The 25,703-nt window shown below is 66.0% G+C and carries 21 protein-coding genes and 1 pseudogene; 11 read left to right on the top strand and 11 right to left on the bottom strand.

Features of this window, described 5'->3' with window-relative positions; genetic code table 11:
* Positions 1-29: 29 nt before the first annotated feature.
* Complete coding sequence (locus AAHS21_RS17690; RefSeq protein ID WP_342928968.1) at positions 30-2,864, bottom strand: RND family transporter; 2,835 nt, start codon at positions 2,862-2,864, stop codon at positions 30-32.
* Positions 2,865-2,938: 74 nt separating this feature from the next.
* A complete protein-coding gene (gabT, locus tag AAHS21_RS17685) occupies positions 2,939-4,279 on the bottom strand; it encodes a 4-aminobutyrate--2-oxoglutarate transaminase (RefSeq protein ID WP_342928889.1) in 1,341 nt (446 codons plus the stop codon).
* 221 nt (positions 4,280-4,500) lie between these two features.
* On the opposite strand from gabT, the gene yajC reads away from it, so the two are divergent.
* The 6 genes from yajC (at position 4,501) to AAHS21_RS17655 (ending at position 12,567) form a co-directional block, all read left to right on the top strand.
* Positions 4,501-4,848: a preprotein translocase subunit YajC gene (gene yajC, locus AAHS21_RS17680; RefSeq protein WP_096286609.1), complete on the top strand. Its 348-nt coding sequence runs from the start codon at positions 4,501-4,503 to the stop codon at positions 4,846-4,848.
* A gap of 88 nt (positions 4,849-4,936) precedes the next feature.
* Positions 4,937-6,715 carry a protein translocase subunit SecD gene (gene secD, locus AAHS21_RS17675; RefSeq protein WP_342928888.1) on the top strand — a complete coding sequence of 593 codons (1,779 nt, stop codon included), beginning with the start codon at positions 4,937-4,939 and terminating at the stop codon, positions 6,713-6,715.
* A 56-nt stretch (positions 6,716-6,771) separates the two neighbouring features.
* On the top strand, positions 6,772-7,971 hold the full coding sequence (gene secF, locus AAHS21_RS17670; protein ID WP_342928967.1) for a protein translocase subunit SecF: 1,200 nt from the start codon (positions 6,772-6,774) through the stop codon (positions 7,969-7,971).
* 5 nt (positions 7,972-7,976) lie between these two features.
* Entirely contained in the window at positions 7,977-9,626 is a 1,650-nt protein-coding gene (locus tag AAHS21_RS17665) for an ABC transporter substrate-binding protein (RefSeq protein ID WP_342928887.1), read from the top strand.
* Positions 9,608-10,165 carry an adenine phosphoribosyltransferase gene (locus tag AAHS21_RS17660; RefSeq protein ID WP_342928886.1) on the top strand — a complete coding sequence of 186 codons (558 nt, stop codon included), beginning with the start codon at positions 9,608-9,610 and terminating at the stop codon, positions 10,163-10,165. Before AAHS21_RS17665 ends, AAHS21_RS17660 begins: the two co-directional genes overlap by 19 nt.
* Before the next feature lie 32 nt (positions 10,166-10,197).
* Positions 10,198-12,567, top strand: a complete 2,370-nt coding sequence (locus AAHS21_RS17655) for a RelA/SpoT family protein (protein ID WP_342928885.1) — start codon at positions 10,198-10,200, stop codon at positions 12,565-12,567.
* Between the two features lie 3 nt (positions 12,568-12,570).
* Here AAHS21_RS17655 and AAHS21_RS17650 read toward each other — a convergent pair whose 3' ends face one another.
* The 3 genes from AAHS21_RS17650 to AAHS21_RS17640 form a co-directional block, all read right to left on the bottom strand.
* Positions 12,571-14,325 (bottom strand): protein kinase, encoded by a 1,755-nt coding sequence (locus tag AAHS21_RS17650; RefSeq protein WP_342928966.1) that lies wholly within the window; start codon positions 14,323-14,325, stop codon positions 12,571-12,573.
* Between the two features lie 77 nt (positions 14,326-14,402).
* A complete protein-coding gene (locus AAHS21_RS17645; RefSeq protein WP_342928884.1) occupies positions 14,403-16,223 on the bottom strand; it encodes a protein kinase in 1,821 nt (606 codons plus the stop codon).
* A 70-nt stretch (positions 16,224-16,293) separates the two neighbouring features.
* Positions 16,294-17,193 carry a peptidylprolyl isomerase gene (locus AAHS21_RS17640; protein WP_342928883.1) on the bottom strand — a complete coding sequence of 300 codons (900 nt, stop codon included), beginning with the start codon at positions 17,191-17,193 and terminating at the stop codon, positions 16,294-16,296.
* 104 nt (positions 17,194-17,297) lie between these two features.
* Between AAHS21_RS17640 and AAHS21_RS17635 the strand changes: the two genes are divergently transcribed.
* Both AAHS21_RS17635 and hisS read left to right on the top strand, forming a co-directional pair.
* Complete coding sequence (locus AAHS21_RS17635; RefSeq protein WP_342928965.1) at positions 17,298-17,960, top strand: MBL fold metallo-hydrolase; 663 nt, start codon at positions 17,298-17,300, stop codon at positions 17,958-17,960.
* Positions 17,957-19,243, top strand: a complete 1,287-nt coding sequence (gene hisS / locus AAHS21_RS17630; protein ID WP_342928882.1) for a histidine--tRNA ligase — start codon at positions 17,957-17,959, stop codon at positions 19,241-19,243. Before AAHS21_RS17635 ends, hisS begins: the two co-directional genes overlap by 4 nt.
* Here the strand turns inward: hisS and AAHS21_RS17625 are convergent.
* Genes AAHS21_RS17625 through AAHS21_RS17615 form a run of 3 tightly spaced genes read right to left on the bottom strand, consistent with a single transcriptional unit; the run spans position 19,221 to position 21,249 of the window.
* Positions 19,221-20,333: an NADH:flavin oxidoreductase gene (locus AAHS21_RS17625; protein WP_342928881.1), complete on the bottom strand. Its 1,113-nt coding sequence runs from the start codon at positions 20,331-20,333 to the stop codon at positions 19,221-19,223. The genes hisS and AAHS21_RS17625 overlap by 23 nt on opposite strands.
* Complete coding sequence (locus tag AAHS21_RS17620) at positions 20,333-20,767, bottom strand: hypothetical protein (protein ID WP_342928880.1); 435 nt, start codon at positions 20,765-20,767, stop codon at positions 20,333-20,335. The genes AAHS21_RS17625 and AAHS21_RS17620 overlap by 1 nt, the downstream gene beginning before the upstream one ends.
* Entirely contained in the window at positions 20,764-21,249 is a 486-nt protein-coding gene (locus AAHS21_RS17615; RefSeq protein ID WP_342928879.1) for a peroxiredoxin family protein, read from the bottom strand. Before AAHS21_RS17615 ends, AAHS21_RS17620 begins: the two co-directional genes overlap by 4 nt.
* A 94-nt stretch (positions 21,250-21,343) precedes the next feature.
* Here AAHS21_RS17615 and AAHS21_RS17610 point away from each other — a divergent pair, with 94 nt between their 5' ends.
* Positions 21,344-21,991, top strand: a complete 648-nt coding sequence (locus tag AAHS21_RS17610) for a TetR/AcrR family transcriptional regulator (RefSeq protein ID WP_342928878.1) — start codon at positions 21,344-21,346, stop codon at positions 21,989-21,991.
* A gap of 226 nt (positions 21,992-22,217) precedes the next feature.
* Positions 22,218-22,505, top strand: coding sequence for a hypothetical protein (locus AAHS21_RS17605; RefSeq protein WP_342928877.1), 288 nt, complete (start codon positions 22,218-22,220; stop codon positions 22,503-22,505).
* A gap of 54 nt (positions 22,506-22,559) precedes the next feature.
* Here the strand turns inward: AAHS21_RS17605 and AAHS21_RS17600 are convergent, their stop codons facing one another.
* Positions 22,560-22,817, bottom strand: coding sequence for a hypothetical protein (locus AAHS21_RS17600; protein WP_342928876.1), 258 nt, complete (start codon positions 22,815-22,817; stop codon positions 22,560-22,562).
* A 23-nt stretch (positions 22,818-22,840) separates the two neighbouring features.
* The gene (locus tag AAHS21_RS17595; protein WP_342928875.1) at positions 22,841-23,389 is read right to left on the bottom strand and encodes a hypothetical protein; all 549 of its coding nucleotides are present in this window, start codon (positions 23,387-23,389) and stop codon (positions 22,841-22,843) included.
* A gap of 212 nt (positions 23,390-23,601) precedes the next feature.
* Here AAHS21_RS17595 and AAHS21_RS17590 point away from each other — a divergent pair, with 212 nt between their 5' ends.
* On the top strand, positions 23,602-25,077 hold the full coding sequence (locus AAHS21_RS17590; protein ID WP_342928874.1) for an HNH endonuclease signature motif containing protein: 1,476 nt from the start codon (positions 23,602-23,604) through the stop codon (positions 25,075-25,077).
* Here AAHS21_RS17590 and AAHS21_RS17585 read toward each other — a convergent pair.
* Positions 25,074-25,566, bottom strand: a pseudogene (locus AAHS21_RS17585) (adenylate/guanylate cyclase domain-containing protein); the annotation flags it as partial. The gene AAHS21_RS17590 and the pseudogene AAHS21_RS17585 overlap by 4 nt on opposite strands.
* Positions 25,567-25,703 lie beyond the last annotated feature (137 nt).

Genomic DNA, 25,703 nt, shown 5'->3' with positions numbered 1-25,703 from the left:
ACGGATAAATACCGGGCAAAGTCCTGTGGTTACTCGCTGTGCATCAGGGAACGAACCGACGAACGGGTGCCGAACGGTCGAAGCAGGGCGCTGGCGGGCCGGGGGCGCACCGACATCGGCCACCAGAACCACCGTCCCAGCAGGGCCGCGATGGACGGCGTCATCAACGCGCGAACCAACAGGGTGTCGAAGAGCAGACCGACCCCGATGGTGGTGCCGATCTGGCCGATGGCGCGCAGATCGCTGACGACCATGGACGCCATGGTGAAGGCGAACACCAGCCCGGCATTCGTCACGACCTTTCCGGTGCCGCCCATCGCCCGGATGATGCCGGTGTTCAGCCCGGCATGGATCTCTTCTCGGAACCGCGAGACCAGCAGCAGGTTGTAGTCGGATCCGACGGCCAGCAACACGATCACCGACATCACGAGCACCAGCCAATACAGCGGGAAGCTCATCAGGTATTGCCAGAACAGCACGGATAGCCCGAAGGACGCGCCCAGCGAAAGCGCGACCGTACCCACGATGACCGACGCCGCGACAAAGGCCCGGGTGAGAACCAACATGATGACGAAAATGAGACACAGCGACGAGGTACCGGCGATCAGCAGATCCCATTTCGCGCCCTCCGATGTGTCTTTCAGGATGGCGGCGGTTCCCGCCAGGAAAATCCCGGCATTCGCATTCGGAGTCGTCTTGAGCGATTCCTCGGCCGCAATCCGAATCGGCTCGATACTCGCGATTCCCGCGGCCGTCGACGGATCTTGTCGGTGCTCGATGATGAAACGAGCCGCATGCCCGTCCGGCGACAGGAAGCCCTTCATTGCCCGCCGAAAGTCGGTGTTGTCGAACACCGCGGGCGGCAGGTAGAAAGTGTCGTCGTTGTGGGCGGCGTCGAAAGCTTGTCCCATGGCCGCCGGGTCCTCACCCAGCTGGTCGATCTGTCCGATGATGCCCGCCATGGTGCTGTGCATGGTCAGCATCATGGTCCGCAGCGACTGCATGGTCGAGATCATCACCGGCAGTTCAGCATTCAGCCGCGGCATCAGCTCATCGACGCGGTCGAGATCGGTCGCCAGTTCGGCCAGTTTGTCGCTGATCTGATTGACGCCGTCGAATGAGTCGAACAGCGATCTGATCGCCCAGCAGATTGGAATGTCGAAACAATGCTTCTCCCAGTAGAAGTAACTGCGGATGGGCCGGAAGAAGTCTTCGAAATCCGAAATATCGTCTCGCAGATCATGCGTGATCGCGACGGTGTCATGGGTATTCAGCGCGAGGTCATGTGTCGTGCTCGAGAGCTGTTGCATCAGGTCATACAGACGCTGGGTGATGGCGATCGTCTTCGTAATCTCGTCGGCCTGTCTGAGCAGATCTTTCGCGCGCTCCTGCTGAAACTTCATATTCTGCAACTGCGCGGAATTACGCAGACTCATCTGGAACGGCAGGGTGGTGTGTTCCAAGGGCAGTCCGGTGGGCCGGGTGATCGCTTTGACCCGCCAAATTCCGGGAACGGCGAGCACGGCTTTCGCCAGCTGATTCAAGACCAGAAAATCCGACGGATTTCGCAGATCATGATCCGTCTCGATCATCAAGATCTCGGGTTTCATCTGCGCCTGGGAGAAATGGCGTGCGACGGCCAGGAATCCCTTGTTGGCCGGGATGGCCGCGGGCAGATACGCGCGATCGTCGTAGCTGGCCCGGTATCCGGGCAGCGCCAGCAGCCCGACCAGCGCCACCGCCAGCGTCGCGGCCAGGATCGGCGCGGGCCAGCGAACGGTCGACGTGCCGATGCGCCGCCAACGACCAACCTGGACAAGCCTTTTCGGCTCGAACAGGCCGAAACGGCTGCCGATGGCCAGCACCGCGGGCGCCAGCGTGAGCGCTACCGCGGTGGTGACCACGATCCCGACCGCGCAGGGCACGCCGAGGGTTTGGAACGACGGCATCCGGGCGAAGCTGAGGCAGAAGATGGCCCCGGCGATGGTCAACCCGGAACCGGTGATGACGTGCGCGGTGCCGCGGTACATCGTGTAGAACGCGCGGTCGCGGTCCGCGCCGGCCTGCCGGGCCTCCTGGTAGCGGCCGATGATGAAGATCCCGTAGTCGGTTCCCGCGGCGATGGCCAGTGAGGTCAGCAGGCTGACAGCGAAGGGAGTGAGTCCCATGGTGCTGTTGTCCACCATCAGCGCGACGGCTCCGCGCGCCACGCCCAATTCGATTCCGACCGTGCCGAGCAGCACGAGCACGGTGACGACCGAGCGGTAGACCAGCAGCAGAATGAGGAAGACCACGGCAACCGTAGTCAGTGTCAGCTTGAGCGCCGACGCGCCGCTGCTGTGGCGCAGATCCGCGGCGAAGGCCGCACCGCCGGTGATCCCGACCGTGATGCCCGGTGGTGTGGGCAGGCGGCCGACGGTATCGCGGACCGCCTCGATGGATTCGGTCGCCAGCGCCTCGCCTTGGTTACCGGCCAGGTTCACCTGAACCAGTGCGGCTTTGCCGTCATTGCTTTGCGCGCCCGCGGCGGTCAGCGGATCGCCCCAGAAGTCCTGGATGCTCTGCACGTGCTTGCGATCGGCGCGCAACGTGCGGACCATGCCGTCGTAGTACGTGTGGGCAGCGTCGTCGAGGGTGTGCTCTCCCTCGACGACGATCACGGCGGAACTGTCCGAATTGCCTTCCTTGAACACCTCGCCGATGTGCTTGGTCGCCCGATACGACGGCGCGTCCTTGGGGACCAGCGAGACCGAATGCTCTTCGGAGGCGGCCTCGAGCTGCGGGACGGCGGCGTTGAGGACGACGACCAAACCAACCCAGACCAAGATGATCGGGATCGCGAGCCGGTGGATCGTCCGGGCCATGAACGGCTGGTCGGCGCGCGCGGCGGATGGTGGTCTCACGTTGCGCGAGGCCTGCTGCACCTGGGGCCGCTCTGCTACAGGTCGGCTAGCAGCAGGCGCAGGACGTCGAGGCCCTCGGTGAGTAGCTCGTCGCTGATGGTCAGCGGGGGCAGCAGCCGAATGATATTGCCGAACATCCCACAGGTCAGCACGATGATTCCGGCCGCACCGGCCGCGGTCACCAGCTTGTTCGTCAGCTCGGCGTCGGGGTCGCTGGTGCCGGACTTGACCAGCTCGACGGCGATCATGGCGCCGCGGCCGCGCACGTCGCCGATCCGGTCGTCGCCGGACTGCATCCGCAGCAGCACGTCGAAGATCAGCCGCTCGATGTGCTGGGCCCGCTCGATCAGGCCGTCGTTCTCGATCGTCTCGATGCTGGCCAGGGCCGCCGCGCAGGCAACGGGGTTACCGCCGAAGGTGCCACCCAGGCCGCTGACGTGCGGGGCGTCCATGATCTCGGCACGGCCCGTCACCCCCGAGAGCGGCAGCCCGCCGGCGATGCCCTTGGCCGTGCAGATCAGGTCGGGCTCGATGCCCTCGTGCTCGCAGGCGAACATCGCCCCGGTGCGCGCGAACCCGCTCTGCACCTCGTCGGCGATGAACACCACGTCGTTCTTGTGGCACCAGTCGACCAGCGCGGGCAGGAAACCCTCGGCGGGGACGATGAACCCACCCTCGCCCTGGATCGGCTCGATGATGACGGCGGCCAAATTCGCTGCGCCGATCTGCTTCTCCAAAACGCCGATCGCCCGCGCGGCGGCCAACTCGCCGTCGGTAGCCAGTTCCTTGTCGAGCAGGCCGTCGCGGTACGGGTAGGACATCGGCGCCCGGTAGATCTCCGGTGCGAACGGGCCGAAGCCGCTCTTGTACGGCATCGACTTGGCGGTCAGCGCCATCGTCATGTTGGTGCGGCCGTGATAGGCGTGGTCGAAGGCCGCGACGGCGGGTTTGCGGGTGTAGGAGCGCGCGATCTTGATGGAGTTCTCGACTGCCTCGGCACCGGAGTTGAACAACACCGACCGCTTTTCGCCCGAGCCCGGGGTGATCCGGTTCAGCTCCTCGGCGACCGCGATGTAGGACTCGTACGGCGTGACCATGAAGCAGGTGTGGGTGAATTCGGCGACTTGTTCGCGCACCGCGTCGACGACCCGTGGCGAGGAGTTGCCGATCGTGGTGACGGCGATGCCGGAGCCCAGGTCGATGAGCCGGTTCCCGTCGACGTCCTCGACGATGCCGCCACCGGCGCGTGCGACGAACACGGGCAGGCTGATGCCGACGCCGTGGGACACCGCCGAGGCGCGGCGCTTGTTGAGTTCCAGCGACAGGGGACCAGGGATTTCGGTAACCAGCCGGCGGGTCTGTTCGAGGCTGGCCACGACGTCCTCCTCCCGGCGACACGCGTGTCGCGCCGCGCTGAAAGCCTATCCGTAGGACGGGTCTTGGCGCCTGCCGAGGACGCGGCCCAACCGCGCGGCCCCGGGCCTGCCAGACTGGACGGGCGCACACCGGCGCGTTGCGCGGTGCGTGACCTCCCGGTCGCTCGGCACCGACCGTCGGAAAACCCGGCAATACCGATACGAAAGACAGGCACGTTTCGATGGAAAGTTTGGTTTTGTTCCTGCCGTTCCTGCTCATCATGGGCGGGTTCATGTACCTGGCGTCGCGTCGCCAGAAGAAGGCGATGCAGGCCACCATCGACCTGCACGAGTCATTGCAGCCGGGGGATCGCGTGCACACCACCTCGGGCCTGCAGGCCACCGTCGTCGCGCTCACCGACGACACCGTCGACCTCGAAATCGCGCCCGGCGTGGTGACCACCTGGATGAAGCTGGCCATCCGCGACAAGATTCTGCCGGAGGACGACTTCGACGAGGACGACGACTTGGAAGAGTCCGACGACGCCCAGGGTCCGGCCGGCGAGAGCCACTTGACCAAAGATCAGTGACCACAGCGGTCCGATGAGCGGTTTCCGCCAGGCGGGCACGTAGGCTCTGTCGGGAGCCAGAACCGATTACCAAGGAGAGATAAGGAAAGTGGCATCGTCTTCGGCGCCGGTGCACCCTGCCCGCTACCTGTCGGTTTTCTTCGTCTTGCTGATCGGCGCTTACCTGCTGGTGTTTCTCACCGGGGACAAGCACGCCGCCCCGAAGCTCGGCATCGATCTGCAGGGCGGCACCCGCGTCACCTTGACCGCGCGCACTCCGGACGGCTCCCGTCCGAGCCGGGAGGCTCTCTCGCAGGCGCAGCAGATCATCAGCTCGCGCGTCAACGGCCTGGGCGTCTCCGGTTCTGAGGTCGTGGTCGACGGCGACAACCTGGTCATCACGGTGCCCGGCAACGACGGCAACGAGGCCCGCAACCTCGGCCAGACCGCTCGGCTCTACATCCGCCCGGTGCTGAACTCCGCGCCCGCCCAAGCCGCCGAACCCAAACCCCCGGCCGGCAACGCACCCCCCGGTGGCCAGCCCGCACCGCCACCGTCCGGCCAGCCCGCGCCACCACCGTCCGGCCAGCCCGCACCGCCACCGTCCGGCCAGCCCGCGCCACCACCCGCCGGGCGGCCGGCGCCGCAGCCGCGTCCTTACCCGCAGGACCCGCCGCCTAGCCCCAGCCCCGGACCGGCACCCGGCGGCCCGGCCGCCGACGCCCCGCCACCCGAGGTGCCCGGGCCGCCCGATCCGCGCAAGGATCTCGCCGACCGCATCAAGGTGATGAAGGATTTCCGGCAGAGCAACAACCCCTACATCCAGATGGTTGCTCAGCAGTGGGTGGCCGCCCACTGCGACAAAGAGGACATCCTGGCCGGCAACGACGACCCGGCCCTGCCGCTGATCACCTGCTCGACCGACCACAAGTACGTCTACCTGCTGGGGCCGTCGATCATCAGTGGTGACCAGATCCAGGACGCCAGTTCGACGATGAACCAGCGCGGCGTCGGCTACGTCGTCGACGTTCAGTTCAAACCCGCCGCGGCCAACACCTGGGCGGACTTCACCGCCGCTCACATCGGCACCCAGACCGCGTTCACGCTGGACTCTCAGGTCGTGAGCGCGCCGATGATCCAGGAAGCGATCCCCGGCGGCCGCACCCAGATCTCCGGCGGCGACCCGCCGTTCACCGCCAGCACCGCCAAGCAGCTGGCCAACGTGCTCAAGTACGGCTCGCTGCCGCTGTCCTTCGAATCGTCGGAAGCCCAAACCGTCTCGGCGACACTGGGATTGACCTCGCTGCGCGCCGGTTTGATCGCCGGCGCGATCGGTCTGATCCTGGTGCTGCTGTACTCGCTGCTGTACTACCGGGTGCTGGGGTTGCTGACGGCAATATCTCTCATTGCCTCGGGTGCAATGATTTTCGCGATCCTGGTGCTGCTGGGTCGGCAGATCAACTACACCCTGGACCTGGCCGGTATCGCCGGTCTGATCATCGGTATCGGCACCACCGCGGACTCGTTCGTGGTGTTCTTCGAGCGCATCAAAGACGAAATCCGCGAAGGCCGTTCGTTCCGCTCGGCCGTGCCGCGAGGCTGGGTACGTGCCCGCAAGACGATCGTGTCGGGTAACGCCGTCACCTTCCTGGCCGCCGCGGTGCTCTACGGCCTGGCGATCGGCCAGGTGCGCGGATTCGCCTTCACGTTGGGCCTGACCACGGTGCTCGACATCGTGGTGGTGTTCCTGGTGACCTGGCCGCTGGTCTACTTGGCCTCCAAGTCCGCGACGCTGGCCAAGCCCAAATACAACGGCCTGGGCGCTGTCCAGCAGGTCGCCCGCGAACGCCGAGCTTCAGACTTGAAGACGGGACGGGGAACGCGATGACCTCCAAAGACACCGACGCGGCCGAGCTCACGGAATCCACCGATGCCGTGGAGCTGATGTCCGGCTCCACCGCGCAGCCGCCGCAGCACAGCTTTCTCGCCCGGCTCTACACGGGGACCGGCGCCTTCGAGGTCGTCGGGCGGCGCCGGCTGTGGTACGGCATCAGCGGGGCGATCGTCGCCGTCGCGATCCTGTCGATCATCCTGCGCGGCTTTACCTTCGGAATCGACTTCAAGGGCGGCACCACGGTGTCGTTCCCGCGCGGCAACGTCACGACCTCGCAGGTGCAGGACGTGTTCCGCAAGACCCTGGGCCGCGACGCCGAATCGGTGGTCATCGTCGGCAACGGCGGCTCGGCGACGGTGCAGATCAGCTCGGAGACGCTGACCAACGACCAGACGACGAAGCTGCGCAACGCGCTGTTCGATGCGTTCGCGCCCAAAGGCAGCGACGGCAAGCCGAGCAAGGCGGCGATCAGCGATTCCGCGGTCTCGGAGACCTGGGGCGACCAGATCACCAATAAGGCGCTGATCGCGCTGGGCGTGTTCCTGGTACTGGTCAGCGTCTACATCATGGTGCGCTACGAGCGCTACATGTCGATCTCGGCGCTGACGACCATGGTTTTCGACCTCACCGTCACCGCCGGGGTGTATTCGCTGGTCGGCTTCGAGGTCAGCCCGGCGACGGTGATCGGCCTGCTGACCATCCTCGGGTTCTCGCTGTACGACACCGTGATCGTCTTCGACAAGGTCGAAGAGAACACCAAAGACTTCCAGCACCGAAATCGGCGCACCTTCGCCGAGGAAGCCAACCTGGCGATCAACCAGACCTTCATGCGCTCGATCAACACCAGCCTGATCTCGGTCCTGCCGGTGCTGGCGCTGATGGTGGTGGCGGTGTGGTTGCTGGGCGTCGGCACGCTGAAGGACCTGGCGCTGGTGCAGCTGGTCGGCATCCTGGTCGGCACCTACTCGTCGATCTTCTTCGCGACCCCGCTGCTGGTCACGCTGCGGGAGCGCACCGAACTGGTGAAAAACCACACCCGCCGCGTTCTCAAACGACGCAAGCCCGGCGCGCCCGAGCCGGCGATCAGCCCGGCCGACGAGGCATCCGACACCGAGAACACCACCGAGACGAAGAAGGCCGCGGCGGCGTCCGGCGAGCCCGCACCCAACAAGCCGGCCCCCGGGGCACGGCCCGTGCGACCCACCGGCACCCGGCGCCCGAGCGGCAAGCGAAACGCCGGCCGGCGGTAGCCGCCATGCTCAGGCGGTCCGCGGCTATCTCTCTGACCGTTGCGCTCGCCGCGGCGTTCCTGGTGACGGGATGTTCGGGCAGCGCGGCCTCGCAGATCGACTACGTCGTCGACGGCCGGCTGAGCACCTACAACGCCAACACCACCGTGGGGTTCGCGTCGGCCGGGGCGCAGGCGTTCGCGCGCACCCTGACCGGGTTCGGCTATCACGGTCCCGACGGACAGGTCGTCGCCGATCGCGACTTCGGGTCCGTCACGGTGGTGAGCGGCTCACCGCTGGTGCTCGACTACCAGATCGCCGACGGCGCGGTCTACTCCGACGGCAAGCCGCTGACCTGCGACGACCTGGTGCTCGCCTGGGCCGCTCAGTCGGGCCGGTTTCCCGGATTCGACGCCGCCACCCAGGCCGGCTACGCCGATATCGCCAACATCGAATGCATACCGGGACAGAAGAAGGCGCGGGTTTCGTTCGTCCCGGACCGCGGCGTCGTCGACTACAACCAGCTGTTCGCCGCGACCACGATGATGCCGTCACACGTCATCGCCGACCAGCTGAATATCGACGTGACGGCGACGTTACTCAGCAACAATCCGCAGTCGGTCGCGCCGATCGCGCAGCTGTGGAACACCACGTGGGACCTCAAGCCCGGCCTCACACACGACGAGATCGTCAAGCGCTTCCCGTCGTCGGGACCGTACAAAATCGAATCCGTCCTGGACGACGGCGCCGTGGTGCTGGTCGCCAACGACCGGTGGTGGGGTCCCAAGGCGATCACCAAGCGGATCACCGTGTCACCGCAGGCGCCCGACATCCAGGACCGGGTCAATAACCGCAGCGTCGACGTGGTGGACGTCGCGGCCGGGTCGTCGGGAACGCTGAACACCCCGGACAACTACGAGCGCACCGATTCGGCAGCGGCGGGCATCGAGCAGCTGATCTTCGCGCCGCAGGGACCGCTGGCCCAGAACAATAATCGCCGCACGTTCGCGCTATGCGTCCCCCGTGATGTGATCGCCCGGGACGCCGGGGCGCCGATCGCCAACTCCCGGCTGTCGCCGGTCGCCGAGGACGCCGTCGCGCAGGCCGATGGTGCCGCCGAGGCGAGCCCGTACAACAAGGCTGACCCGGTGGCCGCCCGCGCCGCGCTGGGTGGCGCGCCGCTTGCCGTGCGAATCGGCTATCAGGGCCCCAACGCCCGACTCGCGGTCACCGTCGGCACCATCACCAAGTCGTGCGCCGCCGCGGGCATCACTGTCTCCAACGTCACACTCGACACCTCCGGGCCCCAGGCGCTGCGGGACGCGAAGATCGATGTTCTGCTGGCCAGCACCGGTGGAGCCAGCGGCAGCGGGTCCACCGGATCGTCCTCGATGGACGCCTACGACCTGCACAGTGGCAACGGCAACAACCTGTCGGGATACGCGAATCCGCAGGTCGACGGCGTAATCGGTGAGCTTGCGGTGTCCGGCGACCCGGCCGAGCGCGTTCGCCTGCTGGCCGAGGGAGCGCCGGTACTCTGGGGTGACATGCCGACGTTGCCCCTATATCGGCAGCAGCGCACGTTGCTGATGTCGAAGAAGATGTACGCAGTCAGCGCGAATCCGACCCGCTGGGGCGCGGGTTGGAACATGGACCGATGGGCTTTGATGCAGTGACGGATATTCGCGAGGGCGCGGCCTTAGCCGACCTCATCGCGTCGTTGACCCGCGACGTGTCCAACTTTCCGAAGCGGGGGGTCCAGTTCAAGGACCTCACTCCGCTGTTCGCCGACCGAACGGCGATGAACGCGGTGATCGACGCGCTCGCCGATATCGCCGCCGGCTCGGATCTGGTCGCCGGGATCGAATCGCGAGGGTCGTTGGTGGCCGCGGCCGTCGCCGCCCGGCTCGGCACCGGCGTGCTGTCCATCCGCAAGGAGGGCAAGTTGCCGCCACCGGTGCTGCGCGAGCAGTACACCCGCGAGTACGGCCCCGCGGCGATCGAGATCCCCGCCGACGGTCTGGACTTGCGCGGCACCAACATCACGATCATCGACGACGTGCTGGCCACCGGTGGCACTCTCGGCGCGGCCAACCGGCTGCTCGAGCGGGCCGGGGCCAACGTGACCGGCGCGGCCGTGCTGGTGGAAATCACCGCGCTGGGCGGCCGGGAGGCGATCGCGCCTTTGACGGTAGACAGCTTGAGCCGCGTTTAGAGGGGATATCCTCGAGTTCGGAGGTGACCAACGTGGCGGATGAGCAAAGCACGGCGCAAGCTGTTGTGCCGCCCACGGACTCGCTACCGGCCATCGACACGGCGAGCTCGCCGGAGGCACCGACCGAAACTCTGAAGACGTCCAGCAGCGCGTCGCGTCGCGTCCGGGCCCGACTGGCCCGGCGGATGACCGCTCAGCGCAGCGCATTCAATCCCGTACTCGAGCCGCTGGTGGCGGTGCACCGGGAGGTCTATCCCAAGGCGAACTTTACGATGCTCAACCGAGCCTTCGAGGTCGCCGACCAACGTCACGCCAGTCAACTGCGCCGCTCCGGGGATCCCTACATCACCCACCCGCTGGCCGTCGCTAACATTCTCGCCGAATTGGGCATGGACACCACCACTTTGGTGGCCGCGCTGCTGCACGACACCGTCGAGGACACCGGGTACACGCTGGAGGCGTTGAGCGAGGAATTCGGCGAAGAGGTGGGCCATCTCGTCGACGGCGTGACCAAGCTGGACCGCGTCGAGCTGGGCAACGCCGCCGAAGGCGAGACCATCCGCAAGATGATCACCGCGATGGCGCGTGACCCGCGGGTGCTGGTGATCAAGGTGGCCGACCGGCTGCACAACATGCGGACCATGCGCTTCCTGCCGCCGGAAAAGCAGGCGCGCAAAGCCCGGGAGACCCTGGAAGTCATTGCGCCCCTTGCGCATCGGCTGGGTATGGCCAGCGTCAAGTGGGAGCTAGAGGACCTGTCGTTCGCGATCCTGCACCCGAAGAAGTACGAGGAGATCGTTCGCCTGGTCGCCGGGCGCGCGCCGTCTCGGGACACCTACCTGGCCAAGGTTCGTGCTGAAATCGTCGCAACCCTCAACGCGTCGAAAATCAAAGCGACAGTTGAGGGCCGGCCAAAGCACTACTGGTCGATCTACCAGAAGATGATCGTCAAGGGCCGCGATTTCGACGACATCCACGACCTGGTCGGCATTCGCATCCTGTGTGACGAGATCCGGGACTGCTATGCCGCTGTGGGCGTGGTGCACTCGCTGTGGCAGCCGATGGCGGGGCGGTTCAAGGACTACATCGCCCAGCCCAGATACGGCGTCTACCAATCACTGCACACCACGGTCGTCGGGCCCGAGGGCAAGCCGCTGGAGGTGCAGATCCGCACCCGCGACATGCACCGCACCGCCGAATACGGCATCGCCGCGCACTGGCGTTACAAGGAAGCCAAGGGCCGCAACGGTGTACTGCATCCGCACGCCGCCGCCGAGATTGACGACATGGCCTGGATGAGGCAACTGCTCGACTGGCAACGTGAGGCCGCGGACCCGGGCGAGTTCCTGGAGTCGTTGCGTTACGACCTTGCAGTGCAAGAGCTTTTCGTGTTCACCCCCAAGGGTGACGTTGTGACGCTGCCGACCGGCTCGACACCGGTGGATTTCGCCTACGCCGTGCACACCGAGGTCGGCCACCGCTGCATCGGCGCCCGGGTCAACGGGCGGCTGGTCGCGCTGGAACGCAAGCTCGAAAACGGGGAAGTGGTAGAGGTTTTCACCTCCAAGGCACCCAACGCCGGACCGTCGCGGGACTGGCAGCAGTTCGTGGTGTCGCCGCGCGCCAAGGCGAAGATCCGCCAGTGGTTCGCCAAGGAGCGGCGCGAGGAGGCGCTGGAGGCGGGCAAGGAAGCGATGGCCCGTGAGGTTCGTCGCGGTGGGCTTCCGTTGCAGCGCTTGGTCAATGGCGAGGCCATGGCCGCGGTGGCTCGCGAGCTGCACTACACCGACGTGTCCGCGATGTACACCGCGATCGGCGAGGGGCACGTCTCGGCGCGCCACGTCGTGCAGCGGCTGCTGGCCGAGCTCGGCGGTATCGACCAGGCCGAAGAAGATCTCGCCGAAAGATCCACGCCGACAACGATGTTGCGCCGCCCGCGCAGCACCGACGACGTCGGCGTCTCGGTCCCCGGCGCCCCCGGTGTGCTGACCAAGCTGGCCAAGTGCTGCACACCCGTGCCGGGTGATGCGATCATGGGCTTTGTCACCCGCGGCGGTGGTGTCAGCGTGCACCGCACCGACTGCACCAACGCGGCGTCACTGCAGCAGCAGGCCGAGCGCATCATCGAGGTGCTCTGGGCGCCCTCGCCGTCGTCGGTGTTCCTGGTGGCCATTCAGGTCGAGGCGCTCGACCGGCACCGGTTGTTGTCGGATGTCACGCGGGTGCTCGCCGATGAGAAGGTGAACATCCTGTCCGCGTCGGTCACCACCTCGGGTGACCGAGTTGCGATCAGCCGCTTCACTTTTGAGATGGGCGACCCCAAGCATCTCGGGCACCTGCTCAACGTCGTGCGCAATGTCGAAGGCGTATACGACGTCTACCGCGTCACATCTGCCGCGTAGGCCTCAGCCGATCCGTACCGAACTGATGGTCACCGGGGAGACGGGAAGACCGCTGTCCCGATTGCCGGCCACGCCCGCGGCCGCAATTTTGTCGAGGACCGCCAGACCGGCCTGGTCGATGGTGCCGAGCACCGTGTTCACCGGTGGCATTTCGCCGTCCTTGAAGAACATGACGAATTGACTGGCGTTGGTGTTGGGCCCCTCGTTGGCCAGGGCCAACGTCCCGCGCGGATACAGCACGGACGCCCTGAGTGCGGGGTCCCCGGCAGGGTACTGGTTGACGGGGTATTCGTCGTTGAAGATGTAGTTCGGCCCGCCGGTGCCGTCACTGTCCGGACCACCGCACAAAAGCGTTCCGATGTCGATGGCCTTGGTTAGCCGGGCGCAGACGGTGTTGGCGTAGAAGCGTTGCCGCGCCAGGCTGAGGAAGCTATTCACCGCACATGGGGACTTGTTGTTGTCCAGCATGATGCCGATGTCCCCAAAATTAGTGGAGATGGTCGCGGCGATTTGGGCAGGTTCGGTGGATACCTTTCCTGACGGGGGCGGGCTGACCGACTTCGTTCCCGTCCCCTCCTGCGCGTCGGCCGGCACGGGCGTGTATTGACAGTTGGCACCCAGATCGGGTGGCGGAACGAATGGTGGCAACGGCGGCAGGCCCGCTGCGTTCGTGGTGGTCGGGATCGTCGGTCCGCCCGGCACCGGCCCACCAAATTTCGGCGTCCTGGGATGGGGCACGGTGCTGGATGTCGCGTTGTTCGAGGCGGAATCGTCGTTCGTCACCAGGGCAACGACCAGGACCGTCACCATCGCGAGGGTGAAGGCCGACGCGGCGACGATCCCGATGATCAGGCGCCGGTTCGAGCGCTGCGACTGGGGTCGCAGCGGGGTGTGGGCCGTCGGGGCCGGCCCGGGGTGCGCAAGCGGCAGCGCCGGGGTGGCCGCCGTTGGCGGGTATGGCGGTGGCGGGCTGGGCGGGCCGTGTGCCGCTGTGCCGCCGTGGCCCGCCAGCGCGGCTTTGGCGGCCTCGGCGAACTCGATGGCGGTTTGGTAGCGGTGGTCGACGTCCTTGGCCATGCCGCGGGCGACCACCTCATCCAGGGCGGGCGGGACGCCGGGCACGGTGAACGAGGCGCGTGGCGGCGGGGTGTTCAGATGCGCGTTGAGTTGTTCTTCGAACGTGTCGCCGGGGAAGGGCAGATGTCCGGTCAGGCATTCGTAGAGCACGCAGGCCAGCGCGTAGACGTCGGCGCGGTGATCGGTCATGCCCCGGAAGCGCTCGGGGGCCATGTAGGCCATCGTGCCCATCGTGTGACCGGTGTGGGTCAGCGCGGTGTCGGCGGCGGTGCGCGCGAGCCCGAAGTCGATCAGGTACACGAAGTCGCGGTTGGACACCAGGATGTTGGATGGCTTGATGTCGCGGTGGATCAGGCCGACTTCGTGGGCCGTATCCAGTGCTGCCGCAACCTGTTCGACGACCGCGACGGCGCGCTCGGGGCTCAGCCGGCCACCGTTTTCGGCGATGTAGGCGGCCAGGTCGCGGCCCTCGATCAGCCGCATGTCGACATACAGTCGGCCGTCGATCTCGCCGTAGCTGTGGATGGGCACCATGTGCGGGTCGGTCAGGCTCGCCGCGATGCGTGCCTCACGCCGGAACCGTTGCTGAAACTCTTCGTCTTCCGCCAGATGCGCGGGCAGCACCTTGAGGGCAACTACCCGGTCGGTGACGGTGTCGTGAGCGCGGAACACCTGTCCCATCCCGCCGCGCCCCAGCAGGTCCTGTAGTTCGTAATGTCCGAATACTTCCGTCGACACCCAACGACCATAAGCCGTTGTTAGCCGACCCGGACCGAGTTGATCGTTACCGGGGAGGTGGGCATTCCGGTCATCCGGTGGCCGGCGACTCCTGCCGCGGCGATCTTGTCGAGGACCGCCAGCCCGGCCGCGTCGATGTTGCCGAGCACCGTGAACGTCGGCGGAGCCTCGGTGTCCTGGTAGAACATGACGAATTGGCTACCGTTGGTATTGGGCTCGTTGGTGGCCATGACCACGGCTCCGCGCGGGTATACCACCGTCGCCCTGAGCGCGGGATCTCCGGGCGGATATTGATTGGTGGGGTACTCGTCGGCGAATTCGTAACCGGGACCGCCGTTTCCGTCCTTATCCGGACCACCGCACGCCAGCGTCGCGCCTTCGGAGCCGGTGGACAGGCGCGGGCAGATGGTGCCGTCGAAGAATTGTTGCCGGGCAAGGCTGACGAAGCTGTTCACCGTGCACGGTGACTCGTTGTTGGCCAGCGTGATGCCGATGTCGCCGAAGTTGGTGGACACGGTGGCGGGAATCTGCGCCGGGGTGGTGGCTACCCTGCCGGACGGCGGCAGGGTGACTGGCTTGGGGGAGGCATCCACGGAATCGGTGCCCACGGTCTGGTATTGGCAATTGGCACCCAGGTCAGGTGGCGGGGCAAACGCCGGCAACGGCGGCGCGGCATTCCCGTCCGGGGTGGCCTGAGTCGTCGCCGCTCCCGGTCCGCCGAAGGCGGGTCCCTGCTTGGGCGACCGCGGGCGGGGTGCGGCGCTGGATGTCGCATTGTTCGACGAGGAGTCGCCGTTTGTCACCAGGGCGATGACCAGCACCGTCACCATAGCCAGCGTGAACAGCGATGCCGCCACGATGCCGATGATCAGGCCGCGGTTCGACTTCAGCCGCTCCGGTTGCTGTGGGGCGTGAGCCGTCGGGGTGGGCGCGGATTGCGCCGGTGGCGGCGACGACGGGTTGGGCGCGGTGGCCGGGTAGGACGCCGGCGGTGGCGGGCTGGGCGGGCCGTGTGCCGCTGTGCCGCCGTGGCCCGCCAGCGCGGCTTTGGCGGCCTCGGCGAACTCGATGGCGGTTTGGTAGCGGTGGTCGACGTCCTTGGCCATGCCGCGGGCGACCACCTCATCCAGGGCGGGCGGGACGCCGGGCACGGTGAACGAGGCGCGTGGCGGCGGGGTGTTCAGATGCGCGTTGAGTTGTTCTTCGAACGTGTCGCCCGGGTAGGGCAGATGTCCGGTCAGGCATTCGTAGAGCACGCAGGCCAGCGCGTAGACGTCGGCGCGGTGATCGGTCATGCCCCGGAAGCGCTCGGGGGCCATGTAGGCCATCGTGCCCATCGTGTGACCGGTGTGGGTCAGCGCGGTGTCGGCGGCGGTGCGGGCCAGGCCGAAGTCGATCAGGTACACGAACTCGCGGTTGGACACCAGGATGTTGGATGGCTTGATGTCGCGGTGGATCAGGCCGACTTCGTGGGCCGTATCCAGTGCTGCCGCAACCTGTTCGACGACCGCGACGGCGCGCTCGGGGCTCAGCCGGCCACCGTTTTCGGCGATGAAGGCCAACAGGTCGCGGCCCTCGATCAGCCGCATGTCGACATACAGTCGGCCGTCGATCTCGCCGTAGCTGTGGATGGGCACCATGTGGGGATCGGTCAGGCTCGCCGCGATGCGCGCCTCGCGGCGGAAGCGCAGCTGAAATTCCTCGTCGTCGGCCAGATGTGCGGGCAGCACCTTGAGCGCGACGATGCGGTCCGTGCTGGTGTCATAGGCGCGAAATACCTGTCCCATGCCCCCGCGGCCCAGCAGCTCGCGTAGTTCGTAATGTCCGAACGACTCCGTCACCACTCAACGACCTTAAAGTGTCGACCAGCTTCCGACGAATCTTGGCGACCCGTGTTGCGCTGCTTCGGGTCTAGTCCAGCAGGATCGACTTGATCGTGACTTCGCTGTTCGGTGCGCCGTCTTCACCGCCACCGTTGATGCCGCCCTTGGCGATCTTGTCGAGAACGGCCAGCCCATCAGGCTGAATCGTGCCGAAGACGGTGTACTGCGGCGGCAGTTGAGAATCCTTGTAGACCATGAAGAACTGACTGCCGTTGGTGCCGGGTCCGGCGTTGGCCATCGCGAGGGTGCCGCGCGGATAGAGAACGGGTTGGCGCAGCTTGGGGTCGTTCGGCGGGTACTGGTCGGTCGGGTACTCGTTGGCGAACTGGTAACCCGGCCCGCCGGTGCCGTCGCCCTTGGGGTCGCCGCATTGCAGCACGCCCAGCGTGTCCGAGGTGGTCAGGCGGTGGCACTTGGTGTTGTCGAAGTACTTCTGTCCGATCAGGCTCGCGAAACTGTTGACCGTGCAAGGTGATTCGTTGTTCGCCAGCATCAGGCCGATGTTGCCCTGGCTGGTCGCCATGCTGGCGCTCACCTGCGCGGGATCGGTCGGCACCTTGCCGGTGCGCGGCGGCTTGACCGGCTTGGCGGCCGGGTCCGTCGACGGCGGGTACTGGCAGTTGGCGCCCACGGTGTCCGACGGTTTGAAGACCGGCAGCGGCGGAACCGGCGGAACCTGACCGGTTTGCGGAGTCGTCGTGCCCGACGCCGCCGGCGAGCTGCTCGTCGTCGGCGCTGCCGTGTCGTGCTGGTGCTTGTTGTTCGTGTTGATCACGGTGACCACCACCGCGGCGATCACCGCGATGGCCGCCACCACGCCGCCGACGATGACTAACACACGGCGCCTGCGGGCTTGCTTCGCCCGGCGTTCGAGCTGCCGTTCGAGTTTGCGCTTGGCGTTGGCGCGTCGCTGTTCGTTGGTCGGCACGGCCGGTATGCCTCCATGCGTGTCAGTGGGGGCGGGTTAGCAGGCTCAGGCTAATGCGGGCGGCGCGAGCGGTGTCAACTGGCCCCCGTGGGAAAATGGCCAACGTGTTGATCACCGGATTTCCCGCCGGCATGTTGCAGTGCAACTGCTACGTGCTGGCCGAGCGCCCCGGTACGGACGCCGTGATCGTGGATCCGGGGCAGCGAGCGATGGCGCCGCTGCGGCGCATCCTTGACCAGAATCGGCTCACCCCTGCCGCCGTGCTGCTCACCCACGGGCACATCGACCACATGTGGTCTGCTCAGAAGGTATCGGACACCTACGGCTGTCCGACCTACATTCATCCCGAAGACCGCTTCATGCTCAAAGACCCCATCTTCGGCATGGGGCCGCGGCTAGCGCAGCTGATGACGGGTGCGTTCTTCCGCGAGCCCAAGCAGGTGATCGAACTGGACCGCGACGGCGACAAGATCGACCTGGGCAACGTCAGCGTCAACGTCGACCACACGCCCGGGCACACCCGCGGATCGGTGGTCTTCCGTGTTAACGCGGACCAAGACGTGGTGTTCACCGGCGACACTCTGTTCGAGCGCTCGGTGGGCCGCACCGACCTGTTCGGCGGCAGCGGCCGCGATTTGCTGACCTCGATCATCGACAAGCTTCTGGTGCTCGACGACAACACCGTGGTGCTGCCCGGCCACGGCGCTGCGACCACGATCGGGGCCGAGCGGCGTTTCAATCCGTTCCTCGAAGGCCTGGCCGGATGACGGAGTCATTCACCGCGTTTTCCGCGCCCAAGGGCGTGCCCGACTATGTCCCGCCGGACTCGGCACAGTTCGTCGCGGTGCGCACTGCCCTGCTGGGCGCGGCCCGGCGGGCCGGTTACGGCGACATCGAGCTGCCCATCTTCGAGGACACCGGGCTGTTCGCGCGCGGCGTCGGTGAATCCACCGACGTGGTGTCCAAGGAGATGTACACCTTTGCCGACCGTGGTGACCGCTCGGTGACGCTGCGGCCGGAGGGCACCGCCGGGGTGGTGCGCGCGGTGATCGAGCACGGCCTGGACCGCGGCGCGCTACCCGTCAAACTCTGTTACGCGGGGCCGTTTTTCCGCTACGAGCGTCCGCAGGCCGGCCGGTATCGCCAGCTGCAGCAGGTGGGCGTGGAGGCGATCGGCGTCGACGACCCGGCGCTGGACGCCGAAGTGATCGCGATTGCCGACGGCGGGTTCCGGTCGCTGGGCCTGGACGGTTTCCGGCTCGAGATCACCTCGCTGGGCGATGACAGTTGCCGCCCGCAGTACCGGGAATTGTTGCAGGAGTTCTTGTTTGGGCTCGATCTCGACCAAGAAACACTGCGACGCGCACGGCTGAACCCGTTGCGCGTGCTCGACGACAAACGGCCCGAGGTGAAGGCCATGACGGCCGACGCACCGGTGCTGCTCGATCACCTCTCCGATGGGGCCAAGCAGCACTTCGACACGGTGCTGGCCCACCTCGATGCGCTGGGTGTGCCCTATGTCATCAACCCGCGGATGGTGCGCGGGCTGGACTATTACACCAAGACCACCTTCGAGTTCGTGCACGACGGACTCGGCGCGCAATCGGGCATCGGTGGCGGCGGCCGCTACGACGGGTTGATGCGCCGGCTCGGTGGGCAAGACCTGTCCGGCATCGGCTTTGGGCTCGGCGTGGACCGCACGCTGCTGGCGTTGCGTGCCGAGGGCAAGAGTGCGGGGGAGACCACCCGCTGCGACGTCTTCGGAGTGCCGCTCAGCGACGCGGCCAAGCTGCGGCTGGCGGTGCTGGGCGGTGAGCTGCGGGCCGCCGGTGTCCGGGTCGATATGGCCTACGGCGATCGCGGGCTCAAGGGCGCGATGCGCGCCGCCGATCGATCCGGTGCCCGCTTCGCGCTGGTCGCCGGTGATCGCGATCTGGAGTCCGGCAGCATCGGCGTCAAGGATCTGGCGGCGGGGGAGCAGGTGTCGGTGCCGCTCGATTCAGTTGTCGCCGAGGTTCTTTCGCGTCTCAGGCGACTTCCCAATCCTTGATGTTGGCGACGGGCCCGAACACGTCCCGCGGCACATCAGGTGACAACGGTCGTCCGGATCGCACGCGCTGGGGCCAGTCGCGATTCGCCAGCGCGGGTTTGGCCAGGGCGACGACATCGGCAGCGCCCGAGTCGATGATGGCGGCGCCGTCTTTCGGGTCGTCCAGGTGGCCGTTAGCGATGATCGGCAGTCCGCTGTAATGCTTCGCAAGCTGCGCGAGCGATTTGTCTGAACCGGCGAATGCCGGTGCAAGCGCACGATATTCGGTGGTGTGGATGTAGTCGATGCCGGTGGCGCCCAGCGTGCCGAAGATGGTGGCCGCGTCTTGCTCACCGCCCGTCCAACGATGATGGTTGTCGGAAACCTTGCCCTGGGAGATCCGGATACCGACCGCGATCTCGCTGCCGACTGCCGCCGCGACGTCGTGGCAAACCTCGGCCACGAGGCGCACCCGATTGGCGACGCTGCCGCCGTAATCGTCGGTTCGGGTATTCAGGTAGTCGGTGAGAAATTCGTCCAGCAGATACCCATTCGCACCGTGGATCTCCACGCCGTCGAATCCGGCGTCGCGCGCCTGCCGTGCCGCGTTGACGAAGGCGCTGCGGACTTGGCCGAGGTGCTCGACGGTCATAGCTTGCGGAATATTGAATGGGCCGGCACCGCGGTACATGGGTAGTTGCTCGCCTTTCGGGCGGATGGCCGACGGGCCCCAGGTGATGGCGGTACGCGGGTTGCCCTGCGACTGGCTGCCGGCGTGCATGAGTTGAGCGAAGTATTTGGCCCCGCAGTCATGGACGCCTTCGACCACTGGCTGCCAGGCCGCCGCGTGCATGGCGTTCGCGATGCCTGGTTGAAAGAGATATCCCTGACTGGTCAGGTCGTCGATGTAAAGCCCCTCCGTGATCAGCAGGCCGAATCCGCCTTGGGCGAATGTGCGGTAGTAGGCAGCGACCTGGTCGGTGGGCAGTCCGTCGGCCGTCGCGCTGACTCGTGTCATCGGTGCCAGCGCGACGCGATTGGCGAGTTCGACCCGTCCGATTTTCGTCGCGTTGAACAAGCTCTGATAGGGCGTGTCGTCGGGCACAGTCATCACTTTCGGATCGTTCGACCGGGGTTATCTCGATGGACGGCAAGGACATTCACCGCGGCCAGGCACATGCACAACAGCGGTATGAACGGAGGCTTGATCCGCAGGGGAAGCACCTCGGCTGGCACCCCCGGGTGCAGGTGTACATAGGTAGCCCCCGCCATGTTGGCAATCAGTGCGACTGAGGCGGCGGAGGCGAGCGGGTTGGCACGTGGAGAGTGCTTGCGCCTCAAGCGGGAAGCTGAGAGCAGACTCAACCCAATAGCTATCTCACCGACTATGCCCATCGGTATGCTGAATCGCGGCAACCTGCTGTTGGTGATTTGAACATTGAACTGCGAACGAAACGGTTCGATCAACTTCAACAATCCGAACCACAGCATCACCCATCCTAGGAATGCCGTGTTGTATCGCAAGATTTTTGCGGGGTTGCTCATCGTGCGTCCGGATGCTCCTTGATGTAACGGACGAAGCCGATTACGTCGTCGGCGACCAGCCGGCCTATCGCACCGCTCGAGTACACGGCGAGTCGGACCGTCCCGTCCGGCGCCAGGACGAAGCCGGTCGATTGCAGGTAGCGCGGCTCCTCGCTGATGTAGGCGTCCGTCGCTGCGGCGATCTTGTCGGCGTCGACACTGTGGCCGACCGGGAAGGGCAGCTTGCGCTTGGACACCAGGGCTGCGGCGGTCTCGGCATCGTCGACAGAGAAGGCGACGACCTTGACGCCAAGGTCGTTCAGCGCACTGGCGGCACGAGAGAACGCGGCCAACTGCGCGTTGCAGTAGGGGCACCACGACCCGCGGTAGATCAGCACGACGCCGTAGTACCCGGCCAGATCGCCCGGCAGCGAGATCGTGCCGCCACCGACCGCTGGAAGTTCTAGTGCGGGAAACGGATCACCGTAATTCAGCCGGGACATGCATTCCTCTCACGGGGTAGACGGACGACGTGGACAAAAGTGTGCTGAAGCCGAATTGGACTATCAAGTCCAATTCGATCTACACTTCTGGTTCATGCCGTCAAAGGAGCGCCTCGCGGGTGCGCGGCTGACGAACCGGGGTGCGGCGACCAGAGCGCGAATCGTGGCTGCGGCCGCGTCACTCGTCCGCCGGCAGGGTGTCGCCGGAACGAGCCTGGATGACGTGATCGCCGAGACCAACACGAGTAAGTCGCAGCTGTACCACTACTTCCCGAATAAGGAAGCGCTCATCTGCGAGGTCATCAAGACCCAACTCAGCCAGGTCATCGCGGCCCAGCAGCCAAATCTCGGCGAAGTCTCCTCGTGGGAAGGGTTGCAGCGCTGGTGCGATCACGTCTTGGCGATGGCCCGCGCTACGCACGGCGTCGGGGGTTGCCCATTAGGCTCGCTCGTGGGCGAGCTCGCCGAACAATCCGACTCGGCGCGACAAGAGCTTGCGCAGAGCTTCGCCGAGTGGCAAGCGTATCTGTCCGACGGCATGACGACTATGCGTGGCAATGGTGAACTGTCCGCGGATGCCGACCCCGCCGATCTCGCATTGACCATGATGAGTGCGGTGCAAGGCGGCTTGCTGATGGCGCAGACGATGCGCAGCGCGCGGCCTCTCGAACTCGCGCTGGACATGGCGCTCGGGCACGTCGCCAGCTACCGCTGCGACCCGAAGCGAGGGCGCAAGGGTTGAGGACAACGAGCAGGTGTCGGTGCCGCTCGATTCGTTTGTCGCCGAGGTTCTCTCGCGTTTTGGGCGCTGATCGCCGCCGGTGTTGACCGGGCGGGCGGAAATTAGTGATTCCGTCAACAAATATTCAGCAAACTGGTTCCTGGCGGGCCGTGGTTATTGTACGGTCGTGCAAGATTGCGCGGGACAGGCGTCGTCGCCGCGTAGGCCGGCCGATAAGGAGACGTCCGTGGAGCGTGCTGAGATGCCGAGCGGGGCAACCCGTCCCAGGGTGAAGTCGTTCCGCGATTTCTCCAGCGTGGTGGTGGAGTGTGCGGCTCTGGGCGCGTCGCCCGCGCTGGGATCGCTGTCGGTACCGCCGGCCTGGCCGAAGTCGGCCCCCAGGCCCGACGAGCTCCCGGCCGCCCCGAAGATCAAGCCGCCCGGCCTCACTTACCAGGACGGCCTGATGAGCGTCATGACCGGTCGTCACGCCGTCCCTGCGCAACCGGGGGAGTTGCTGACCGACGAGGCGTGAGTTAGCAGGCGGTCCAAATCACTTGTGTCACTTGTGTTTCAGGCTGATTTTTTGTCATTCTTCGACAAGTGACAATTGGTCGTACGCCATAAGGGCAAGCTGCTCCGGCTTGCCCTCTGGGTGAACGAACAAGGTGTGATGTGGCGTCGGCTGGTCACTGACTATGACTACCGTTTTGGTCCCCTCCGGCAAGTCGGCGGGGTTGTCGATTTCGTCCGTGGGCACGTCGACCAATACGTAGGCGCGTTTACCGGCTAGACCCGTCGCGTCCCAGGAAATCGCGGCCCTCTCTACTGCGCCCCCACTTGTCATTGGGTTCCTTCCGTTAGGTGGCCTCAGAACCCATCATCGCCCACAGTTGGCGGAGATGCTGGCGGCGCTTTGGCGATGGGCACACCTAGGACGGGTTGTCCCCAGATCGGAAAGGACGGCCAAACGGGCGACAAGGGCAGCGGGTTATCCGGGTCCAAACTGCCGTTCGCGACCGGACGGCTTTTCGTCGAGCTTTCGATGATGGCTTCGTAGGCCTCATCGTCAGTGAGTCCCGCCGCCTTTTTTCGTGCGAGTAAGGCGTCAAACGACAAGTTCTTCTCGTAACGGGTTAGCCATTCCGCATCAGATCGGTTGTGCATCAGGTCTCTGGTCCAACTACGTAGCGCGTTGCGTAGATCGAACATCCTTCGCGCGCGTTGCTCAGCGCTCACCCGTGCGCCAACGAGGGTTGCATTGATTCGGCGCATTCTCAGCTCTCCGTGGAGATACGCGATGCGGGTTTGTGGCCAGCTATTCAGCGAACCCAGGTTGTAATTAGGCAGCTTGAGTTCGTCCACCGGATCGTACAAGGGCGGTCGCGGAGGGTCGTCTTTGTAGGTTGTGTTGTTCACGAATGCAACCCCTCGTGCCGGTCACCGCAGTGACTTGGAGGACGTCGTCCGTCTGTCGATGTCTTTATCAATTCGCTGATGGTCTCCTCGTAGCCAAGGTGGCGTTTTCGGCATTTTACGCGTTTTGTAACTTGCAGGGCGCCGCTCGTAATCACTTGTGTCATTTGCGTTTCAGGCTGATTTTTGTCGGTGGCGAGCCGTATCATTCGAACATGGGTTCGAGTAGGCGCGACGAGATCGGTGAGGCCTTCGAGCGCCGCTATCCGTCCACCACACCTGATTCCGCGGCCTTGGTGGATCGCATCCGCTCGTCCGCGCGGTCGGAGAATCGGGCGGCCGCCGCCCAGCTGGCCGCCATCGGGGACCTGTTCGCCTATCGACTGGCTCGTTGTTCGGACACCGAGGCCTGGGCGGTCGACACCATGGAGGCGGTGGCGGCCGAAGTCGCGGCGGCGTTGCGGATCAGTCAGGGCCTGGCGGCGAGTCGCCTTCGGTACGCGCGGGCCATGCGTGAGCGGTTGCCGAAGGTCGCCGAGGGTTTCAAGGCCGGCGACATCGACTACCGGATGTTTCAGACGATCGTCTACCGCACCGATCTGCTGACCGACGAGGAGGTGCTGGCCAGAGTCGATGCGGAGCTGGCGGTCAACATGCCGCGGTGGCCATCGCTGACGCAAGGCCGGCTGGCCGGTCAGGTGGACAGGATTGTGGTGCGCGCCGATGCCGATGCCGTCCGGCGGCGAAAGCAACGGCAATCCGGGCGCGAGATATGGATCGCGGACATCGGTGACGGCACTTCCGAGATCCACGGTTCCCTGCTGACCCCCGACGCCCGGGCTCTGGAAAAGCGGTTGAATGCGTTGGCCGCCACGGTGTGTGAACACGACCCGCGCGGCCGTGAGGAGCGCAGGGCCGACGCGCTGGGGGCGCTGGCCGTTTCCGCCGACCGGCTCGGCTGCCGGTGCGGCCGGCCCGACTGCACGGCGGGCAAGCGTCCCGCCGCGTCTCCCGTCGTCATTCATGTGATCGCCGAGCGGGCCGCGATCGACGGTACCGGCTCGGTGCCCGCGTCCCAGCTCGGTGCGGACGGACTCATCCCGCCGGAACTCGTTGCGGAACTTGCCAAGTCGGCCCGGCTGCTGCCGCTGGTCCATCCCGCCGATGCTGCACCCGAGCCGGGATATGTGCCTTCGGCGGCGCTGCGGGATTTCGTGCGATGCCGGGACCTGACCTGCCGCTGGCCGGGTTGCGACCGGCCGGCAGTCGAGTGCGACCTCGACCATACGATTCCGTACGCCGACGGTGGCCCGACGCATGCGTCAAACCTGAAGTGCTACTGCAGGACTCATCATCTGGTCAAGACTTTCTGGGGATGGCGCGACAAGCAGCTGCCCGACGGGACGGTGATTCTGACCTCGCCGGGTGGGCAGACCTATGTCACCACCCCGGGCAGCGCGCTGCTGTTCCCGAGCCTGTGCCTGCCGACCGGCGGCGCGCCTGCGCCCGACGTCGACCGGTCGCAGGACTACTGCGGCGACCGGACCGCGATGATGCCGCTGCGACGTCAGACTCGCGCCCAGAATCGAGCCGCACGCATCGCCGCCGAACGCCGACAGAACCGCGAGGCGCGGATGGGCCCGGTCGAAAAAACCACTGCCACAGGCGATCCTGACCCACCGCCCTTCTAGGCCAGGACAGCCAGCAAGCGCCACTCGCCGGGCACCCCCTTGAGCTGGTGGGTGCCGCGCTCCTCGAATTGGAGTCCGGAACCGATCACCAGGTCGCGCAGTGTGCTCGGCACCAGCACGTCGTTCGCCCTCGCCAGGGCTCACGCGCGCCCCGATGTGTACGCCGATCCCGCCGATATCCTCGCCGCGGACCTCGCACTCGCCGGTGTGCAGGCCTGCACGCATGTGAATGCCTAGTGCGTGCACCGCGTCACGAATTGCCATGGCGCAACGGATTGCTCGCTGCGGACCGTCAAACATCGCGAGGAAGCCGTCGCCCGACGTATTTACCTCGCGGCCCCGAAAGCGAGTGAGCTGTGACCGCACGATGGCGTCGTGTGCGTCGAGCAACGCGTGCCAATCCCGGTCGCCCATCTCCGCCGCACGCCGTGTCGATTTCACGATGTCGGTGAACGGCACGGTCGCCAGAACACGGTCATCGGCGACGTCGGGCTGCTCCCCGAGTCGACGGCAGCTCGGGAAACACTTCGCAGCTCGTGAACCAGTTCGGCACAAGCACGATGTCGCGCTCGCCTTCAGGCGATGCCCGATAGGCGACGCACAAGTCCCCGTTCATCGCATACCGC

This window comes from Mycobacterium sp. 050272, assembly GCF_039023525.1.
Classification (GTDB): domain Bacteria; phylum Actinomycetota; class Actinomycetes; order Mycobacteriales; family Mycobacteriaceae; genus Mycobacterium.
This window is presented reverse-complemented; position numbering and strand designations above follow the sequence as displayed.

Coding starts and splice junctions, on each gene's coding strand:
- AAHS21_RS17690 (WP_342928968.1), bottom strand. CDS start 2,864: ATGGCCCGGACGATCCACCGGCTCGCGATCCCGATCATCTTGGTCTGG.
- yajC (WP_096286609.1), top strand. CDS start 4,501: ATGGAAAGTTTGGTTTTGTTCCTGCCGTTCCTGCTCATCATGGGCGGG.
- secF (WP_342928967.1), top strand. CDS start 6,772: ATGTCCGGCTCCACCGCGCAGCCGCCGCAGCACAGCTTTCTCGCCCGG.
- AAHS21_RS17665 (WP_342928887.1), top strand. CDS start 7,977: ATGCTCAGGCGGTCCGCGGCTATCTCTCTGACCGTTGCGCTCGCCGCG.
- AAHS21_RS17660 (WP_342928886.1), top strand. CDS start 9,608: ATGGGCTTTGATGCAGTGACGGATATTCGCGAGGGCGCGGCCTTAGCC.
- AAHS21_RS17650 (WP_342928966.1), bottom strand. CDS start 14,325: ATGGGACAGGTGTTCCGCGCTCACGACACCGTCACCGACCGGGTAGTT.
- hisS (WP_342928882.1), top strand. CDS start 17,957: ATGACGGAGTCATTCACCGCGTTTTCCGCGCCCAAGGGCGTGCCCGAC.
- AAHS21_RS17625 (WP_342928881.1), bottom strand. CDS start 20,333: ATGACTGTGCCCGACGACACGCCCTATCAGAGCTTGTTCAACGCGACG.
- AAHS21_RS17620 (WP_342928880.1), bottom strand. CDS start 20,767: ATGAGCAACCCCGCAAAAATCTTGCGATACAACACGGCATTCCTAGGA.
- AAHS21_RS17615 (WP_342928879.1), bottom strand. CDS start 21,249: ATGTCCCGGCTGAATTACGGTGATCCGTTTCCCGCACTAGAACTTCCA.
- AAHS21_RS17610 (WP_342928878.1), top strand. CDS start 21,344: ATGCCGTCAAAGGAGCGCCTCGCGGGTGCGCGGCTGACGAACCGGGGT.
- AAHS21_RS17600 (WP_342928876.1), bottom strand. CDS start 22,817: ATGACAAGTGGGGGCGCAGTAGAGAGGGCCGCGATTTCCTGGGACGCG.
- AAHS21_RS17590 (WP_342928874.1), top strand. CDS start 23,602: ATGGGTTCGAGTAGGCGCGACGAGATCGGTGAGGCCTTCGAGCGCCGC.